The organism is Paraburkholderia translucens (assembly GCF_020881035.1).
Classification (GTDB): Bacteria; Pseudomonadota; Gammaproteobacteria; order Burkholderiales; family Burkholderiaceae; genus Paraburkholderia; species Paraburkholderia translucens.
Window position 1 is genome coordinate 24,346 of sequence record NZ_JAJITC010000011.1, and the last position, 19,158, is coordinate 43,503.

16 protein-coding genes are annotated in these 19,158 nt (G+C 64.0%); 5 read left to right on the forward strand and 11 right to left on the reverse strand.

The window, feature by feature from the left end:
• Positions 1 to 35 precede the first annotated feature (35 nt).
• From LJ655_RS20125 to LJ655_RS20145, 5 genes are all read right to left on the reverse strand, one after another.
• Entirely contained in the window at positions 36 to 785 is a 750-nt protein-coding gene (locus LJ655_RS20125) for an IclR family transcriptional regulator (RefSeq protein WP_230562980.1), read from the reverse strand.
• A 100-nt stretch (positions 786 to 885) separates the two neighbouring features.
• Entirely contained in the window at positions 886 to 1,638 is a 753-nt protein-coding gene (locus LJ655_RS20130) for an amino acid ABC transporter ATP-binding protein (protein WP_329959715.1), read from the reverse strand.
• Positions 1,635 to 2,279 carry an amino acid ABC transporter permease gene (locus LJ655_RS20135; protein WP_230562981.1) on the reverse strand — a complete coding sequence of 215 codons (645 nt, stop codon included), beginning with the start codon at positions 2,277 to 2,279 and terminating at the stop codon, positions 1,635 to 1,637. Before LJ655_RS20135 ends, LJ655_RS20130 begins: the two co-directional genes overlap by 4 nt.
• Before the next feature lie 21 nt (positions 2,280 to 2,300).
• Positions 2,301 to 3,017, reverse strand: coding sequence for an amino acid ABC transporter permease (locus tag LJ655_RS20140; protein ID WP_230562982.1), 717 nt, complete (start codon positions 3,015 to 3,017; stop codon positions 2,301 to 2,303).
• A gap of 51 nt (positions 3,018 to 3,068) precedes the next feature.
• Positions 3,069 to 3,905 (reverse strand): ABC transporter substrate-binding protein, encoded by an 837-nt coding sequence (locus tag LJ655_RS20145; RefSeq protein WP_230562983.1) that lies wholly within the window; start codon positions 3,903 to 3,905, stop codon positions 3,069 to 3,071.
• Positions 3,906 to 4,256: 351 nt separating this feature from the next.
• Between LJ655_RS20145 and gloA the strand changes: the two genes are divergently transcribed.
• Positions 4,257 to 4,652: a lactoylglutathione lyase gene (gene gloA, locus LJ655_RS20150; RefSeq protein WP_230562984.1), complete on the forward strand. Its 396-nt coding sequence runs from the start codon at positions 4,257 to 4,259 to the stop codon at positions 4,650 to 4,652.
• 130 nt (positions 4,653 to 4,782) lie between these two features.
• Here the strand turns inward: gloA and rsmA are convergent, their stop codons facing one another.
• The 4 genes from rsmA to LJ655_RS20170 all read right to left on the reverse strand — a co-directional run bounded on the left by rsmA (position 4,783) and on the right by LJ655_RS20170 (position 10,552).
• Entirely contained in the window at positions 4,783 to 5,625 is an 843-nt protein-coding gene (gene rsmA, locus LJ655_RS20155) for a 16S rRNA (adenine(1518)-N(6)/adenine(1519)-N(6))-dimethyltransferase RsmA (RefSeq protein ID WP_230562985.1), read from the reverse strand.
• 100 nt (positions 5,626 to 5,725) lie between these two features.
• A complete protein-coding gene (gene pdxA / locus LJ655_RS20160) occupies positions 5,726 to 6,736 on the reverse strand; it encodes a 4-hydroxythreonine-4-phosphate dehydrogenase PdxA (RefSeq protein ID WP_230562986.1) in 1,011 nt (336 codons plus the stop codon).
• Positions 6,737 to 6,749: 13 nt separating this feature from the next.
• The gene (locus tag LJ655_RS20165; protein ID WP_230562987.1) at positions 6,750 to 8,114 is read right to left on the reverse strand and encodes a peptidylprolyl isomerase; all 1,365 of its coding nucleotides are present in this window, start codon (positions 8,112 to 8,114) and stop codon (positions 6,750 to 6,752) included.
• 65 nt (positions 8,115 to 8,179) lie between these two features.
• Complete coding sequence (locus tag LJ655_RS20170) at positions 8,180 to 10,552, reverse strand: LPS-assembly protein LptD (RefSeq protein ID WP_230562988.1); 2,373 nt, start codon at positions 10,550 to 10,552, stop codon at positions 8,180 to 8,182.
• A gap of 224 nt (positions 10,553 to 10,776) precedes the next feature.
• Between LJ655_RS20170 and LJ655_RS20175 the strand changes: the two genes are divergently transcribed.
• Entirely contained in the window at positions 10,777 to 11,856 is a 1,080-nt protein-coding gene (locus tag LJ655_RS20175; protein WP_230562989.1) for an aminoglycoside phosphotransferase family protein, read from the forward strand.
• A gap of 3 nt (positions 11,857 to 11,859) precedes the next feature.
• Positions 11,860 to 12,573, forward strand: coding sequence for an N-acetylmuramate alpha-1-phosphate uridylyltransferase MurU (gene murU / locus LJ655_RS20180; protein WP_230562990.1), 714 nt, complete (start codon positions 11,860 to 11,862; stop codon positions 12,571 to 12,573).
• 3 nt (positions 12,574 to 12,576) lie between these two features.
• Here the strand turns inward: murU and LJ655_RS20185 are convergent, their stop codons facing one another.
• A complete protein-coding gene (locus LJ655_RS20185; protein ID WP_230562991.1) occupies positions 12,577 to 14,475 on the reverse strand; it encodes an ABCB family ABC transporter ATP-binding protein/permease in 1,899 nt (632 codons plus the stop codon).
• A 197-nt stretch (positions 14,476 to 14,672) separates the two neighbouring features.
• Here LJ655_RS20185 and LJ655_RS20190 point away from each other — a divergent pair, with 197 nt between their 5' ends.
• Positions 14,673 to 15,068: an acyl-CoA thioesterase gene (locus LJ655_RS20190; RefSeq protein ID WP_230562992.1), complete on the forward strand. Its 396-nt coding sequence runs from the start codon at positions 14,673 to 14,675 to the stop codon at positions 15,066 to 15,068.
• A gap of 122 nt (positions 15,069 to 15,190) precedes the next feature.
• Positions 15,191 to 15,802 (forward strand): glutathione S-transferase family protein, encoded by a 612-nt coding sequence (locus LJ655_RS20195; protein ID WP_230562993.1) that lies wholly within the window; start codon positions 15,191 to 15,193, stop codon positions 15,800 to 15,802.
• A 53-nt stretch (positions 15,803 to 15,855) separates the two neighbouring features.
• On the opposite strand, the gene LJ655_RS20200 is transcribed toward LJ655_RS20195, so the two are convergent.
• The gene (locus tag LJ655_RS20200) at positions 15,856 to 18,966 is read right to left on the reverse strand and encodes a sensor domain-containing protein (RefSeq protein WP_230562994.1); all 3,111 of its coding nucleotides are present in this window, start codon (positions 18,964 to 18,966) and stop codon (positions 15,856 to 15,858) included.
• Positions 18,967 to 19,158 lie beyond the last annotated feature (192 nt).

Consider the following 19,158-nt stretch of genomic DNA (forward strand, 5'->3'; position numbering starts at 1 on the left):
GGCAGCGAACCGCGCACCCGCGCATCGACCGCAAGCTATCTGCGCGAGAGCGCCTTCGCGGATTGCAAAAGATCGTCGAGCATCGCGCCGCGTCTGTCCGGGCTCGTGTCGCGGCCGGTCATGAAACACAGCGCGGCAATCGGCAAGCCCGCGCGATCGCGAATCGGCGCCGCCATGCAAAGCCTGAAGGCATTCGAGAGTCCTTCCGTGCAGCAGTAGCCGTGTTCCTTTGCCGCCTGCACGTCCTTCAGGAAGTCGTCGAATCCGATACTTACCCCGTTGTCGAGGACGAAATCCTCGGCCGGAATGAGCGCGCGAATCTCGTCGGCGCTCAGGTGACCTAGCAGAAGACGGCCCGTGGCGGTCCACGGAATCGGCACTCTGACACCGATGTCCGAACTGATGTTGAATGGCCGGGCACTATGCTCGGACAATACAACCGTGTACTTGTTGCCTTCCAGCATGCACAACTGCGTGGTCTCGTCGTACTTCCTCACCAATGCCAGGATCGATTGATGCGCGCGGCTGATCAGATCGTTGTGCGTTGCGTAGTCGGACCCGTAGTAGTGCATCTCGCGCCCGAAGAACACGCTTCCATCCGCGGCCGTCTCGATCCAGCCCACCTCCGCGAGAATCGCCACCAGCTCGTAAATACTCGAACGCGGCGCGCCGGTTGCCTCGATCAACTCGCGCATCGTCAGCGGGCGTTGAGCGAGATGCAATTGCCGGAAGATCGCAATGACGCGGTCCACGCCTCTCGCCCGTGACGATTCTGTAACAGCCATGCATTCGCTCCATGAAGCGTACATCCGACCGGTTGTGTTTCAAGCGACGTGAGTGTATCTCGCGGCGAAGCTGCGAAAGCGACTTTCAGGCCGTGCTGCGTCAATGGTCGAGAACTCTGTGCAGAAACTGCCGCGTGCGTTCGTTCGCGGGATTGACGAAGATCTGTTCCGGATCGCCCTGCTCGGCGATGACGCCCTTGTCCATGAACACGACCCGGTCGGCGGTCTTGCGGGCAAAGCCCATTTCGTGCGTGACGACGACCATCGTCATGCCGTCGCGGGCGAGTCCGCGCATCACCTCGGTGACCTCGCCGACTAGTTCCGGGTCCAGCGCGGACGTCGCCTCGTCGAAGAACATGATGCCGGGCTCGACCGCGAGCGCTCGCGCAATCGCCACGCGCTGCTGCTGACCGCCCGACAGCTGGCTCGGATAGTGTTCCGCGCGGTCCGCGAGTCCAACGCGGCCGAGCACCTCCATCGCGCGCTTGCGCGCGTCGGCCGGACTCATGCGGCGCGCCTTGATGAGCGCAAGCGTGACATTGCCGAGCGCGGTCTTGTGCGGAAACAGATTGAACTGCTGGAAGACCATACCCACGTGGCCACGGATCTCACGCGCCCGACGCAGATCATGCAACGGCACTTCGTTGACCCAGACCTCGCCGGAATCGGTCGTCTCGAGTCCCGCCATGATGCGCAGGACGGTGCTCTTGCCGGAACCGGACGCGCCAATGAGCACCAGCACCTCACCCGGACGGACCTCGAGATTGATTTCGTTCAACACGCGGGTTGAACCGAACGCTTTGCTGACGCCCGTCAGTGAAATGATGGGCCGGGGCTGGCTTTGATTACTCACGACAATCTCCTGCGGTCATGGTGGCGCACCCATTGCGAGAGCGGGAAGCACACGACGAAGTAAATGAGCGCGACGAGTCCGTAGATTTCGGCGGGCTTTCCGATCCGGTCGACGATGGCCTGGCCGCCGTGCATCAACTCGGACATGCCGATCATGCTGACGATCGACGTGTCCTTGATGAGCGATAGATACTGGCCGATGAGAGGCGGCAGCACGATCTTTCCGGTCTGCGGCAGCACGACGAACGAGAACGCCTGAACACGTGAGAGGCCAAGGATCTGCGATACCTCCCATTGGCCCTTGGGCACCGACTCGATCCCCGAGCGGAAGATTTCGGCGATGTAGGCGCCCTGGTACACACTCAAGCCAATGACGCCAGCTGCGAAGACATCGATCGCATAACCGAAGTACGACACGCCGAAATAGATGAACATCAGCGTGATGAGTACCGGCGTGCCGCGAAACAGCTCCGTATAGAGTTTGGCAATGCGCCCAGTGCCCCACGGCCCGAACGCGCGCAGCACCGCGGCGAACAGGCCGATCAGGGTGCTGCCCACGATGGCCGCAACGGAGAGCAGCAGCGTCGTCACCAGACCCTGCAGCAGGATCGAGAGACTGGTTTTCAGCAATTCGACTGACATGATCCAACTCCATTCCGGAAATCAGGCCCGCTTCGTCCGGCGCATGAAACCTCGCCCGAAACCGGTGCGCTCTGGCATGACGAGGGGAGGATGAAAGATCCGCGCTCCGAGCTGGCCCGCGAGCCAGGACAGTACGTTACTGAGCACGAGATACGCGACGAGCGTCACACTGAACGTCTGAAGGTACAGAAGCGTGCGCGAGTTGATCACGGTCGCCGTGCCGGTTAGCTCCGGCAACGCAATGGCGGACAGCAGCGACGTGCCGAGCAGCAGCTGGATGAGGTAGTTGACGATGGCCGGATAGACCGCGCGCGTCGCCTGCGGCAGCACGACCTCCGCGAAGATCTGCGCGCGCTCGAGGCCGAGAATGCCGGCGGCCTCGATTTGACCGCGCGGCACCGACTGGATGCCGGCGCGGAACACTTCCGATAGGTAAGCACCGACGTTCAGCCCGAGTGCAATCACGCCCGCCCAGTAAGCGTCGAGCGAGATACCCGCCGATGGCAGACCGAAGAATACGATGAAAATCTGCAGAAGGACGGGCGTATTGCGGATGACTTCAACGTAGCCGCGGGCGATCCACCGAATCGGCGCGAGTGGGGAAGCACCGGCAACCGCGGTCAGCAGACCAAGCAGTATCGCCAATACGAATGCCAGCACGGTCACCTGCAACGTCAGCCAGCTCGCACGCAAAAACTCAGGCACGTAGCCCCACAAAGTCAGCCACTCGTAACTCATCGCGTACTCCCAAGCGTTCGGGCTTCGTCGGATATCGGCATCGCCCGCTCTTCAAGACTGCGGATTGAGCGGGTAGCGCGGATCGGTGCCAAACCACTTGTTGTAGAGCTGCGCGTTGAGCTTCGACGCGTTGATGTTGAAGAGGAACAGATTCAGGTAATTGAGCCATTCCTGATCGCCGGCCTTGATGCCGAACGCGTTGTATTCGAGCGGGACCAGCGCTTCGTTCGTCACCGCGAGCGCAGGATCGAGTTTGGCCTGATATGCAAGGAAGTTGTTGTCCTCGATCATCGCGTCGGCCTGCCCCTGCTTGACGGCGAGAATCGCGGCCTGCGAGCTGTCGTATTCCTGGATCTTGACCGGGATGTTCAGCGAGCGAACTTCGTCGCCATTGGTCGAGCCCTTGACCGTTGCAATCGTGCGACCGCCCATGTCCTTGATCGACTGAATGCCGCTATTTTTTCTGACCAGCAGGGCTTCGCTGGCAACCACGTAGGGGGTCGTGAATTCGATCACTTTCGCGCGCTCCAGATTGCGCGTGAAGTTGCAGAACACGACGTCCACCTTGCTGGTCTGCAGATTCGGAATCCGGTTCGCGCTCGTCGTATTTACGATCTCGAGCTTCACGCCCATCTGCTTCGCGAGTTCCTTCGCCAGGTCCACGTCATAGCCGTCCGCCTGGCCGTCCTTGTTGTAGAACCCGAATGGCGCGAACGTCAGGCAGTCGCCGACCCGCAGCGTGCCTCGCTGCAGCACGGCCTGAAGCGTGGACGGAGATGCCGCCGCACCCTGCTCCGGCGTGGCAACCTTGGTGCAGCCCGTGATGGCGAGCAGTCCGGCGACGGCGAACAGATAGGCGGCCTTGGCGCCTCGTTGGGCAAGTTTCATGGGCAGGGTCCTAAGCGGAGAGGAGTATTCCGGGGCGACGAACCGGCTTCGGCACCTGTCGGCAACGTTCGACATTCGCCGGGTCACGCATCGAGTGTCCGATATATCAGACTCCTATCTGACAAACCGGATTGATACCGAGTGTTGGACGCTAATATCAAATGGACAACTGGACACAACACCTATTGCGATGCCATTTTTGTTCGAATAAGCCGGATTTAATGCCTCCGCACCGCGTATGAGGTTTGCTGCGTACCGGCTTGTACGCGCGGCTCCACGCGAGGTTTGTGGCGATCATTTACAATCGCCGCAAGTCAGAGCATTTATCGACAAACCATCAAAGGATTAATCATGCGCATTTTGCATACCATGCTTCGAGTCGGTGATCTTGAGGCATCGATCCGTTTCTACACCGAAGTTCTGGGCATGCGCCTGCTTCGAAAGAGCGACTACCCGGACGGCAAGTTCACTCTTGCGTTCGTCGGCTACGAGGACGAATCCAAAGGCGCGGCGATCGAACTGACGTACAACTGGGACACGAGCAAGTACGACCTCGGAACCGGGTACGGCCACATCGCCCTCGAGGTCGACGACGCCTACGCGGCGTGCGAGGAGGTGAAGAAACGCGGCGGTGTCGTGACTCGCGAGGCGGGCCCCATGAAACACGGCACGACCGTCATCGCCTTCGTCGCCGATCCGGACGGCTACAAGATCGAGCTGATACAGAAGAAGGGGCGAGTCGACTGAGAGGTTCGGGGCTCGCCGCCACCTCGCCCATGAGCACGACCCCCGCCCTGCCCGCCGGCGCGGGGCTGCGGATGGCCGGCCGGCATCGCACTCGTCAACGCACCGGCGAAGCGGTAAGCGCCGGTCGAGATCATTCCGGCGCAGCCGCCGAGCGCGCCGCCACCGCCTGCGCAACGCTCACGTATTCGGCGACCGGCACGTCCTCCGCCCGCCGTTGCAGATCGAAGCCGAGCGCATCGAAATCGACCGTATCGCGCAGTGCGGCAAGCGTATTGCGCAGCATCTTGCGACGCTGCGAGAAAGCCGCCGTCACCACCTCGCCCAGCACGTTTTCATCGACCACCGGCAATTCATGCCGCTCGTACGGGATCATCCGCACGATCGCCGAATCGACCTTCGGCGGTGGCTGGAATGCCTCGGGCGGCACGTCGAGCTGCTTGTCGATCACGTAACGGTATTGCAGCATCACCGACAGGCGGCTGAACGCCTTCGTGCCCGGCTCCGCGACCATCCGCTCGACCACCTCGTTCTGCAGCATGAAGTGCTGATCGATCACGCGGTCCGCGAACGTCGCCAGATGAAACAGCAGCGGGCTCGAGATGTTGTACGGCAGATTGCCGACGATGCGCAGTGACGCCTTCTCGCCTGGCGCCGCGAGCGACCCGAAGTCGAAGGCGAGCGCATCGCCCGCGTGCAGTTCGAGCAGGTCGCCGAACTTCTTCTTCAAACGGCCGATCAGATCGCGGTCCAGTTCGACGGCGTGCAGCGGCGCCTCGGGGGTTGCGAGCCGCTCGATCAGCGGCTCGGTCAGCGCGCCGAGGCCCGGCCCGATTTCGACCATGCGCTCGCCGCGCTGCGGCCGGATCACGTCGACGATCGAGTCGATCACGCCCATGTCGACCAGAAAGTTCTGACCGAAACGCTTGCGCGCGAGATGGCCCTGGTGCCGGCCTTGCTGTCTGCTGGTGGACATCGGAGAAACGCTAGATAGAAAACTGCTTGAGAATGAAATACGTCACGGTGGAAATACGGCGCCGCGCGCCGCAACCGCTCACGTAACCGGGGCGTCGGCCTCAGCCCGCGCGACGCTGCTGCGCCATCGACACCGCCGTGTCGATCGCGGCCATCAGGCTGCCTGCGTCGGCGCGGCCGGTGCCGGCCAGATCGAGCGCGGTGCCGTGGTCGACCGAGGTGCGGATGATCGGCAAGCCGAGCGTCACGTTGATACCTTCGCCGAACGTCGCATACTTCAGCACCGGCAGGCCCTGGTCGTGAAACATCGCGAGTACGCAGTCGGCTTCTTCGAGATAACGCGGCTGGAACAGCGTGTCGGCCGGATAGGGACCACGCGCGTCGATGCCCTCGCCGTTCGCCCGCTGCAACGCAGGCGTGATCACGTCGATTTCCTCGCGGCCCAGATAGCCGTTTTCGCCCGCATGCGGATTGAGCCCCGTCACGAGGATGCGCGGCGCAGGCAAGCCGAAGTGGTGACGCAGGTCGTGATCGATGATACGCAGCGTCTCGACGAGGCTTTCGATCGTCAAGGCCGCCGGCACGTCCTTCAACGGCAGATGCGTGGTTGCGAGCGCGACGCGCAACGGCCGCTTGCCGGTGCCCGCGAGCATCATCACGACGCGCGGCGTATGGGTGCGCTCGGCCAGATATTCGGTGTGGCCGGTGAACGGCACGCCGGCATCGTTGATCGTGCTTTTTTGCAGTGGTGCGGTGACGATCGCGTCATATGTGCCGGCCAGCGCGCCGTCGATGGCCGCATCGAGCAGATCGAGCACATAGCGGCCGTTCGCGGCGTCGAGCTTACCCGCCCGCGACGGCGCGCCGAGCGAGCGATGCTCGACCCGCACGCGCGGGCCCTGTGCGAGCAGCGCGTCCCAGTCGACGCCAACCGCGCGTGCCCGCTCAGCGAGCAGCGCAGCATCGCCGAGCACGGTGAACTGCGCGCCGGGCCAGTGCGCCGCCGCACCGGCCAGCGCCTGCGCGGTCAGCTCGGGACCGACACCGGCGGGCTCGCCGGTGGTGATCGCGATCTGCACCGGGCGGTGGGCGGACTCGGCAGCGCTTGTCATGACATTGACTCTATTACTGCAGGCTCGCCGTGCTCGGCTTCACTTCGACATAGGCCGTATCGCGCAGCTCGCGCAGCCAGTCGGCGTATGCCTGCTCCGCCTTGCGCTGGCCGATGGCCTGGCGCGCGAGATCCATCTGCTGGGCAATCGAGCCTTCCGCATCGCGACGGCCGAGCACCTGGATCAGGTGGTAGCCGTATTCGCTGCGCACCGGCTCGCTGATCTGGTTGTCCTGCAGCGAGTTCATCGCGCGCTCGAATTCGGGCACGGTCTCGCCCGGGCTGACCCAGCCGAGGTCACCGCCTTGCGACGCGGAGCCGTCCTGCGAGTAAGTGCGCGCGAACTTTGCGAAGTCGCCACCCGCGGCGATCTGGTTACGGATGTCGAGCAGCTTCTGGCGTGCCTGGGGTTCGGACTGGCCGTCGCCGACGCGCAGCAGAATGTGTCGCACGTGCGTCTGCACGAGCTTCGGCGCGTCCGAGCTGTTGCCCTGGCCGGCGCGGCGGTCGACGAGACGCACGATTTCGAAGCCGTCGTTGGTGCGGATCAGATCCGGATTGACCTGACCCGGACGCAACGCCGCCGCGGCTTTCACGAACTCAGGCGGCAGCTTCGATGGTGCGAGGAAGCCGGGATCGCCGCCGTTTTTCGACGCGTCCGGCGCCTGCGAATTGTTTTTCGCCAGCTTTTCGAAATCCGCGCCGCCCTTCGCCTCGGCGAGCAGCGCCTCGGCTTTCTTCTGCGCCGCCTCGATGTCGGTCTGCGACGCATTCAGCGGCGCCTTCACGAAAATGTGCTGCATGTGCAAATCATTCGTCTGGCCGGCGCCCGGGCCGCGCTGGCTGGCGATGTAGTTCGCGACCTCGGCGTCCGTGACCGTGATCTTGCTGTCCACTTCCTTCTCGCGCAGACGCGACAGCGTCAACTCCGTGCGCGCGTCGCTCGTGAAGGTAGTCCAGGGCACGCCTTGCGCCTCGATGCGCGCGCGGTACATTTCGAGCGACATGTTGTTCGCCTGCGCGAGACGCTCGAGCGTGCGCTGCACGGCTGCGTCGTCGATGGTGATGCCGTCTTCCTTGGCTTTTTGCAGCTGGATGCGCTCGAGCACCATCTGCGTGAGCACCTGCTGGCGCAGCTGGTCCATCGGCGGCACTGGGGCGTTCTGCTGGTTCAGCCGGTGCGCGATCAGGTCGGCCCGCTCGTCGAGTTCGCGCTGCGTGATAACACCGTTGTTGACCACCGCGGCGATGGTGTCGACCGTCTGGCCGCTATTGCCGCCCAACGCCTGCGCCTGCACCGGCGCAACCGGAAGGAAAGACGCGGCGGCGACGAGACTCGCCGCGAGCGTTGCCAAGCGAAGCTGTTTCATGATTGCCACAAATACTCCAGTGATGTCGGGCGCTTCGCCCGTCTTTTCGCAAGCGATGAATGACCGGGCGACCGTCATTCGAGGTTGGTGAACCGGGACTCCGGCGGTGGCGGCGGCGGCAACGGCGTATAGCCGGCCACACTGCTGCGGAACGCGGTCATCAGTCCGTTGTCGACGCTCGACAGGCCCTTGAACGTCAACTGCGCCAGAAACCGCGTGCTCGACTGATTCTGCCCCGACGTGTTCAGGCCGTTCGCATAGCGCTGGATGCCGGCGCCGAGCGTCCAGCAGTCCGCGTCGTATTGCAGGCCTATCAGGCCGTCGACGATACGGTGCCCACCCAGGTCGTAGTTGAACCGGCCGACTCCGTACATCCGATGCGACAGCGGCCATTGGCCCGAAATCAGCACCTGATTGATCGGCTGGTTGTCGAGCGTGGTATTGGCGCGGGTGTAGCGATACGCGACGTTGACGACTCTGCCGGTCGCCGGACTGAACCCGAAGCCGATGCTCGCCTTCGTGAACTGGTTATTGTCCGCATTATATTGGAACGCCGTTTCCGAGGCGAAACCGGCGCCCAGCTTGAGCGACGCACCCGCGATCAGGTCCGAATGCGTGGCCTGCGTGCTGGTCTGGGTCGGCAGCAGCGTGACGCGCTGATCTCGAAAGAAATACTGCTGGGCGATCACGAACCGCGCGCGTTCGTCGCCGGTGGCCGGGTTGATGAAGCGGGTGGTGAGACCGGCGGTCAGGCGGTTCGCATCGGCGATCCGGTCGTTACCGACGAACGTGTTCGGCGTGAAGATTTCCGCGAGACCGAAGTCGGATTCGGCGGTATCGAACAGCGGCGCGTTGTTCTGGTTGCGGTACGGCGTGTACACGTAGTACAGGCGCGGCTCCAGCGTCTGGATATAGTCCGCGCCGAAAACGCGCACCGAGCGCTCGAACGTCAGGCCCGTATCGAACGAGAAGGTCGGGATCGACTCGGTGAAATTCTTCTGCGCGTTCGGCACGCTCGCCAGATCGCTGCCGATGTTGTTCAGGTTGTACGACGCAAAGTGCCACTGCACTTTCGGCGTGACGAAGTAGCCCGGCCCCACCACCGAATACGACAGGTACGGGTTGAACAGCACCCGCTGGCCTTCGGTCAGATCCGCGGTGGTGATGCGGAAATTCGTGTAATCGGCTTCGGCGCCGAAGTCGAAGCCACCGATGTTGTACTTCGCGTACTTCACGTTCAACTGCGGCTCGCGGCCGTACGGCGCGACCGACGGCTGCAGCGTCTGCCAGTGCTGCTCGCGCGCGAGCACGGACCACGGTCCGTTGTTGTAGGTCAACCCGGCTTCCTGCTGGTACAGGAGCTGGGTGCCGTTCATGAACTGGTTGACCGACGACGACAGGTCTTGCGGATAGGTGTTGTCCGAAACCCTGTTGTAGTAGATGTAGCCGCCGAAGCCGTTACCGAAATTCTGGTTGTGCTGGATGTACAGCGCGTAGCGGTTGGTCTTTGTCAGGCGATCGTCGGGCAAAAATTCACCGGTGATCGACCCGGAATACGTCGGCGAAAGGTAACGGAACGTGCTCTGCAGTTGCACCCCGCGCTTCGAGATCAGACGCGGCGTGACCGTCAGATCCCGATTCGGCGCGATGTTGAAGTAATACGGCACCGACAGCTCGAAACCGTTCGTCGAGCTCAGCGAGAACGTGGGCGGCAACAGGCCGCTACGGCGCTCGCCCGACAGCGGAAACGACAGCCAGGGCGACGCGAACACCGGCACGCCCTGGAAGAACAGCACGCTGTTGTAGGCGACGCCTTCGTCCGCGCCGGTGTCGAAATCGAACTCGCTACCCTTGATGTACCAGGCCGGATTGTCCGCGCACGCGCACGCCGTGTAGGTGCCCTTCGTGAACACCGAGCGCTCGGCGTCGAGCAGGTCGACGCGCTGCGCGCTGCCCGAACCGCCCGTGAGCGTGAAGTGGTACTTCGGTGCGGTCATGAAGCCTTCGGTCGAATCGACGCGCAAATGCACTTCGGGTCCGATGAAGGTGTTGCCGGCATTGATCACGTGGACATTGCCGTACGCATCGGCCATGTCCGTGTCCTGGTCGTAGTGCAGGTTGTCGGCCCTGATCACGGACGTGTTGTGACGCACTTCGGCCGATCCCTTGGCAGTCAGATCCTGGTCCACCGTGCCGCTCGCGTGATCGCCGAGCACGAAGGTGGCCGGCCGTTGGCCCGTTTGCAACGGATGCTCTTCGAGCTGCGGGGCAAGTTGCATGCCCCACGGCGGGTAGACCGGTTGCGGCTGTGCAGCTTCCCCCGTCAACTGGGCGTGCGCAAGCGCGGGCACCAGGCCCGGAACGGCGATGAGCGCCGCGACGAGCCGCCTTTTGCGCGGCACTACTGCACAGGAAGGAGTGGTATCGGAAAGCTGTCTGGGCGGCATGTATCGTTTGGCGAGTCGACTCGTGCGCAAGCTTCCGTCATCACGATCCACCGCCTGCACACCGCGACCGTTAGAGTCGGCTGCACGTCTGGATATCCAATTTGCCGAATGATAAGGCGGGCGGTAAAACGGAGCACGCGAAAGCTGGCGTGTGAGTCGCGTCAAAAAAGTCGTGGGGTATTATATGGCAAGACGTTGTCCCCAAGAATTTGCTGCCGCTTTTCATGACGCTGCCTTCCACCCAAGACTTCACCGACACCCGTCTCTCCCTGCTCAAGGCCTGGCTGCAAGGCCACGCGGCGCGCCATGCGCTCGAGCCCGACACCCTCGTTCCTGCCTCGTCCGACGCCAGTTTCCGCCGTTATTTCCGGCTCGCCGGTAAGCCGCCGCAAGGCAATGGCGCGGCCACGCTGATCGCCGTCGACGCGCCGCCGCCCGAAAAATGCCGCGAATTCGCGCAGATCGCGCAGTTGCTCGATGCAGCCGGCGTGCACGTGCCGCGCGTGCTCGAAGCCGACTTCGACGCGGGCTTCATGCTCGTCACCGATCTCGGCACCGCCTCGTACCTCGACGCGCTGACCAGCGCGCAGGCCGCCGGCGACATGCGCGCGGCCCGCACGCTGATGCGCGACGCACTCGACGCGCTGATCCGCTGGCAGCTCAGCTCGCGCGAAGGCGTGCTGCCGCCGTTCGACGACGCGTTCCTGCATCGTGAAATGGAGCTGATGCCCGAGTGGTTCATCGGCCGGCACCTTGGGCGCGAGGTCGACGCCGCTACCCGCGCGCTGCTCGATCGCACGTTCGCGCTCCTGATCGCGAGCGCGCGCGCGCAGCCGCAATGCTTCATGCTGCGCGATTTCATGCCGCGCAATCTGCTGATCGCCTCAGCGCCCAACCCCGCGAACCCTGGCGTGCTCGACTTCCAGGACGCGGTGTACGGCCCGATCACTTATGACGTCGTGTCGCTGCTGCGCGACGCGTTCCTCAGTTGGGACGAGGAGTTCGAACTCGACTGCTTCGCGTACTACTGGGAGCGCGCGAAAAAAGCCGGCCTGCCGGTCGATGCCGATTTCGGCGAGTTCTACCGCCAGCTCGAATGGATGGGCCTGCAACGCCACATCAAGGTGCTCGGCCTCTTTTGCCGCATCAACTACCGCGACGGCAAGGCGCATTACCTGAACGATCTGCCGCGCTTCATCGGCTATGCGCGCAAGGTGGCGCAGCGTTACGCGCCGCTGCGCGGGTTCGCGAAACTGCTCGACGACCTCGAAGGCCGCGCGCAGGAAGTCGGCTACACCTTCTGACCGATGACGATGTCCGTGAAGAAAGCAATGATTTTCGCCGCGGGCCGCGGCGAGCGCATGCGCCCGTTGACCGACGCGTGCCCGAAGCCTTTGCTCGAAGTCGGCGGCAAGCCGCTGATCGTGTGGCAGATCGAACGGCTCGCGCGGGCCGGCATCCGCAGCATCGTGATCAATCATGCGTGGCTCGGTGCGCAGCTCGAAGACGCGCTCGGCGACGGTTCGCGCTGGCAGGTCGAGTTGCGTTACTCGCCCGAGCACGAGGCGCTGGAGACCGCGGGCGGCATCGCACAGGCGCTGCCGCTACTGACCGACGACGGCGCGGATCAAGTTTTCGTCGCGGTGGCCGGTGACGTGTACACCGAATACGATTACGCCGCGCTGCACGCGCGCGCCGGCGGGTTGAAGGCGCTGCCCGAGCCCGGCATGCATCTGGTGATGGTACCGAACCCAGTGTTTCACCCGAACGGCGACTTCGGTCTCGTCAACGGCATGCTGTCGCTCGAATCGCAGCCCCGCCTCACGTTCGGCAGTTTCGGGCTGTACGACACCCGCATGTTCCGCGATCTGCCGCGCGGCACGCGCCGCGCGCTGAGCCCGTACTACCGCGAGACGATCGCGCGTGGTCTCGCGAGCGGCGAGCTGTATGAAGGCTTGTGGGAGAACGTCGGCACGCAGGCGCAACTGGACGCACTCGATCAACTGCTGCGCGCGCGCTGAGCTTCACTTCGCCGCGCTCTCTCCGGCGCCGACCGCTTCCGCCCTCTCCGCCGCGTCCGTGGTCTGCGCGGCGCGCTGTTGCAATGCCCACATCTGCGCGAACAGGCCGTTCGCGCGCAATAGCTCGGCATGCGTGCCGCGCTCGACGATGCGCCCCTTGTCCATCACGATGATCTGCTGCGCGTGCACGACCGTCGAGAGCCGGTGCGCGATGATCAGCGTCGTGCGTTCGCGCGCGATCTGGTCGAGCTCGTGCTGGATCGCGCGCTCGGAGCGCGAGTCGAGCGCGGACGTCGCTTCGTCGAACAGCAGGATCGGCGGATTCTTGAGGATGGTCCGCGCGATCGCGACGCGCTGCTTTTCACCGCCGGAGAGCTTGAGCCCGCGCTCGCCGACCGGCGTGTCATAGCCCTTCGGTAAGCTCTCGATGAACTCGTGGATATGCGCGGCGCGCGCCGCCGCGACCACCTCGTCGCGCGTCGCCGACGGCCGCCCGTACGCGATGTTGTAATAGATAGAGTCGTTGAACAGCACCGTGTCCTGCGGCACGATGCCGATCGACGCGCGCAGCGAGTCCTGCGTGACGTCGCGAATATCCTGCCCGTCGATGCGGATCGCACCGCCCGTCGCGCGGTCGAGATCGTAGAAACGGAACAGCAGCCGCGCGAGCGTCGACTTGCCCGAGCCGCTATGGCCGACCACCGCCGTCGTCGTGCCCGCCGCGATCGTGAAGCTCACGTCGTGCAGAATCGCGCGCGAAGGCTCGTATGAGAAGCTCACATTGTCGAAGCGCACCTGCCCCCCGCTCACCCGCAAGGCCACCGCGTTGGGCGCGTCGGGCACCTCCTGCGGCGCGCCGAGCAGCGAGAACATGCGGTCCATGTCGGTCAGACTCTGCTTCAGCTCGCGATAGACCACACCGAGAAAATTCAGCGGAATATAAAGCTGCAGCATGAACGTGTTGATCAGCACGAGATCGCCGAGCGTCAGGCGCCCGGCCATCACCCCCAGGGTCGCGCGCCACAGGATGAACACGAGCCCCGTGCCGATGATCGCCTGCTGCCCGAAGTTCAGCGCCGACAGCGAACGCTGCGACTTGATCGCCGCCGCGCGATAGCGCTTCAGGTTTTCGTCGTAACGGCGCGCCTCCCACTCTTCGTTGCCGAAGTACTTGACGGTCTCGTAGTTGAGCAGCGAGTCGATCGCGCGCGAATTCGCCTTCGAATCGAGCTCGTTCATCGTGCGGCGAAAGTGCGTGCGCCACTCCGTGACCTTCACCGTGAATGCGATGTACACAGCGAGGGCGATGAACGTGACGATCGCGTAATAGGCCTCGTATTTGACGACGAAAAAGCCGAGCACGAGCCCGACTTCGACGAGCGTCGGCAGGATGCTGTACAGCGAATAGGAAATCAGTTGGGTGATGCCGCGCGTGCCGCGTTCGATATCGCGCGACATGCCGCCCGTCTGCCGCTCCAGATGGAAGCGCAGCGACAGCCCATGCAGATGGCGGAACACCTTGAGCGCGAGCTGGCGCACCGCGCTTTCGGTCACCTTCGAAAACAGGATCTCACGCAGCTCGGTGAAAAACGAAGTGGACAGCCGCACCACCGCATACGCGACCACCAGCAGGCCGACGCCGCCGAGCAGCACGATGCCGGGCGCGTCCTGCGCGCGGCCGAGCGCGGTCAGATGCCGGACCGACGCGAGACTGTCGACGATGTGCTTCATCACGATCGGCACGCCGAGATTCGCGACTTTCGCGCCGATCAGGCAGCCGAGCGCGAAGCCGACCCGCCATTTGTAGGTCGCGAGATACGGCAGCAGCGACAGGATCGTCTGCCAGTCGTTGCGGGGTTGGGTGGAGATCGGCGAGGGTTCGGACGGAAGCGAGCGGCGCATGGATCGTGGAGAGAGGACGGAACTGCCGGAGTTCGCAGCGGCGCGCGGCTCGCGCGCTTCACTGGGCGCTTTCCCGTACAATTCCCGAACTTTGTATTGTCGCAGAAGCCGGCTGGCGGCGCTTCTCATGGCCCACGGTCGAGCCGGTCCAGCCCAGTACGGCAATCTGCGCGAGCACGTTTCTCAAGGATGTCCCAATGACCGATTCTCTTAAACTTCCGTCCAAGCCCTGCGCGCTGCGCGTGATGCCGCAGCCCTCGGACGCGAACATTCACGGCGACGTGTTCGGCGGCTGGATCATGGCGCAGGTCGATATCGCCGGCTCGATTCCGGCAAGCCGTCGCGCAAACGGTCGCGTCGCAACGATCGCGGTCAATTCGTTCCTCTTCAAGCAACCGGTGTTCGTGGGCGATCTGCTGAGCTTTTACGCGGATGTCGTGAAGACCGGCAATACTTCGATAACGGTGTCGGTCGAGGTCTACGCGCAGCGGATGAGCGCCACCCAGGAAGTCGTCAAGGTCACGGAAGCGATCCTCACCTACGTCGCCACCGACAGCGATCGTCGTCCGCGTGCGCTGCCCGTGCTGGACTGAGCCGCCGAGGATGCTTAAGCTAGCGATTCCACGCGTCATGCGCCGCGCCGCCAGCTAGCCGATTCAGCCGCCTGGCGCGCGAGGCGCTGCCGCCCGATTGTCGATCTTCTAACGGAAACGAGATGAAACTGATCGGAATGCTCGACTCGCCCTATGTGCGGCGTGTCGCCATCTGCATGAAGCTGCTCGAGCTCGACTTCGAACACGAGTCGATTTCGGTATTCCGCACCTACGAACAGTTCGCGAAGATCAACCCGGTCGTCAAGGCGCCGACGCTCGTCGCCGGCAACGGCGCGACCCTGATGGACTCGACGGTGATCCTGCAGTATCTCGCGACGCTCGCCGGTCCCAGCCCGCTGTTCCCGACGCAAGCCGACGCGGCATTGCGCGCCGCGCGTCTGACCGGCCTCGCGCTCGCCGCGTGCGAAAAGAGCGTGCAGATCGTCTACGAGCGCAATCTGCGGCCGCAGGACAAGCAGTATGAACCGTGGGTCGAGCGCGTGCGCACGCAATTGTTCGCCGCTTACGACGAACTCGAACGCGAGTTGGGCAAAGCGCCGCTGCCCGATACTCCGGAGCAATTCACCGCGGCGGACGTGGCGGTCGCCGTCGCGTGGCAGTTCACCCACATGATGCTGCCGCAGCTGGTCAGCAAGGCAGATCATCCGCGGCTCGAGCAGTTTTCCGCATTCGCGGAGAGCCTGCCGGTCTTCAAGGACACGCCGGCGCAATGACCGGCGTTTGACTCAGCACGGGGCGAGAGGGGCCATTGCGCGTCACGCCCCGCTCACGCCGGCTCCAGCTCCCGCACCAACCCGCCGTGCAGCAACTCCGAAATCGCTTCGGTCGATAGCGGTCTCGCGAAGTAATAGCCCTGCATCTCATCGCACGCGCGTTCCCTCAGGAAGTCGAGTTGGGCGGACGTCTCCACGCCCTCGGCGATCACCTGCAGTTTCAGCGAGTGTGCGAGCGCGATGATCGCCGACGTGATGGTCTCGTCGTCGCCCGACACGCCGATATCCGACACGAACGAGCGGTCGATCTTCAAGCGGTCCACCGGGAAGCGCTTCAGATAGCTGAGGCTCGAATAGCCGGTGCCGAAGTCGTCGATCGCGAGACCGATGCCGAGCGCGTGCAGTTCCTCGAGCATCGACACCGCTTCTTCCGCGTTGCGCATGATCGTGCTTTCGGTCAGCTCGAGTTCGAGATACTTCGGTTCGAGCCCGGTCTCGGCGAGCACCTGCATCACGAGCTTCGCGATGTCGCGCTGCTGAAACACCCGCGCCGACAGGTTGACCGACACACGTGCCGGCGGCAGTCCCTGGTCCTGCCACGCCTTGTTCTGACGACACGCCTCGCGCAGCACCCATTCCGACAGCGGCCCAATCAGCCCGCTCTCCTCGGCGAGCGGAATAAACGACGACGGCGGCACGAGCCCGACCTCGGGATCGTGCCAGCGCACCAGTGCTTCGATCCCGACGATCTGTCCGCTGCCGATATCGACCTGGGGCTGATAGTGCAACAGGAACTCGTTGTCGCGCAGCGCGCGGCGCAGGCGTCGGTCGAAATTCAGGCGCGCGCCCGCGCTCGCATTCATCTCCGGCTGATAGAACTGGAAGGTGTTGCGGCCCATGTCCTTCGCGCGATACATCGCGACGTCGGCCTTTTTCATCAGCGTCTCGGCGTCGTCGCCATCCTGCGGGAACACGCTCGCGCCCATGCTGCAGCCGACGTACAGCTCGGTGCCGTCGAGCCACACCGGCTCGGCGATCGACGCTCGCACGCGCTCCATCCACGCAATCAGTGATTGCTCGTCGTCGACGTCGGTCATCACGATCACGAACTCGTCGCCGCCGTGGCGTGCGACCGTGTCGGTGGTGCGCGAGCAGCGCGCGAGCCGTTCGGCGACCACGCTGAGCAGACGGTCGCCTACGCTGTGGCCGAGGCTGTCGTTGACGTTCTTGAAGCCATCAAGATCGAGGAACACGACCGCGACGCCCGCTTGATGCCGCTGGGCGACGACGAGTGCATGTTCGAGCCTGTCGCGCAGCAGGTTGCGATTCGGCAGCCGCGTGAGGCCGTCATAGTTGGCCTGATATTCGAGCTGCTCCTGATAGCGGATCAGCTCGGTCACGTCGTTGATGACGCCGATATGATGGGTGATCACGCCGTCCGTGTCCGGCACCGGCGCGATGAACAGCTGATTCCAGAACAGCGCGCCGTCCTTGCGATAATTGCGCACCACGGCGCTGACCTCACGGTTAGCCGCGAGCGCCTCGCGGATCAAGGCGACGCCCTCCTGGTCCCGGTCGTCGCGTTGCAGCACGCGGCAGTCCTGGCCGATCACTTCGGCGGGATCGTAGCCGGTGATGCGCATGAACGCCGGATTCACGTATTCGATCAGATTGCCCGACGGCGACGGCGCGGTAATCAAAATCGCGTTGACGCTCGCGTCGAGCGCACGGCTTTGCAGACGCAGCGCGAGATCGGCACGCTTGCGCTCAGTGATGTCGGTGTACGAGCCGAGCACCCCGATCACCTGACCGTCGCCGTCGGTGAAGGGCAGCTTGCTCACGACCCTCGTACGATGGACGCCGTCGATCACGAAGTCGACCTCGAAGTTCATCTTCGGCACGCCGGTGCTCGCGACTTCGTGGTCGTGCTCGTTCAGCAGATTGGCGAACGCGCGCCACGGCAGCTCGGCGTCGCTCTTGCCGACCACCTGCTCGGGATACGCGAGCCCCGCGTCACGAGCGAACGCCATGTTGCAGCCAAGGTAGCGCGAATTCAGATCCTTCCAGAAAATGCGCTGCGGAATGTTGTCGATCACCGCTTCGAGCATCTGGTTCGAACGCTGTGCTTCGGCTTCGGCGTTGATCTGGTCGGTCACGTCGTCCGCCAGCACGAAGGATGCGTCGCGGCCCATGAAATTCAGCGCGTGATACGACACGTTGACGCTGATGATCGAGCCGTCCTTGCGTTGATGCCGCCAGATGCCCGCCATCGTGTGGCTCTGGCGCAGTTCGGCGACGCGCTGCAGGTGCTTCTCGAGACGCGCGACTTCGGAGTCCGGGCGAATCGCGCGGATCGTCATGCCCAGAAACTCGCTTTCCGTATAGCCGTATTGCTGGATCGCGGCCGCGTTGACGGCGAGAAAGCGCAGCGTGGCGCGGTCGAAGATGTACATCGGTACCGAGTGATCGTCGAACAGGCTGCGAAAGCGGTCGTCGTTGCGCACCAGCGCGCGGGCGCTGCGCAGCTTCTTGCGCGCGCTGTTCTCGCGCGCGCCGAACGTGAAGAGCAGCAGCGTGCCGCCGCCGAGCATCGTCACGAGCAGCATGAACATCGCACGCTGGCTGTCGCTCGCCGATGCCGCGAGCGACGTCTGCAGCGAGCGGTCTTCCTCGCGGCGCAATGCGGCGAGCGCGGCTTCGACGCGCTCGAGCGCGGGGGCGAGATGCAAGCGGGAAGGTGGGGTGTCGAGGGCTGCCGCGCCGGGCGCTTCGCTGCCGTTGTTGCGCAGCGTGTCGTCGATATCTTGTTGCAGTTCCTGCCGCGCCGCGCTCAGGCTGGCTAGCGCGTCCGACATGCGCGGCTCGCTCGCCAGCTCGTCGCTCAGCGCGCGCTCGCGGTTCGCGAGCGCCTTCGTCATCGAATCGGCCGCGTCCGGCGGCGCCGGTTTGCCCGCTTCCTTCAGGCGGTGCAGCACGGCGAGCCCGTCATCGAGCACGGCGTGATACGCATCGAGATTCTGGCGCACGCTGGTCGAGCGCTGCAGGCGCTCGTCCGCATCGCGCTGCCCGCGAATCTGCGTGTACGCGACGAACGCGTTTGCACCGATCGCGATGACCACGACTGCAAGGTTGATCAGCAGCCGCTTCGATAAGAAAGGAATCATGGGTTCCGAACGTCAATCGTTCCGAGGGCGGGAGCGCGTGCTAGCTGTCGGTGCGTCGGGCCGCATCGATGCAGGTCTTTTACGCGCCATCCTTTGGATATCGGCAGCGTCCGGAAGCAAGTTGAGGGTTGGGGGTGAAAAAATATGAGGATTGGGTGAAAGGCCGCGCCTGGCCGGGGGCGCCTGGCCGGG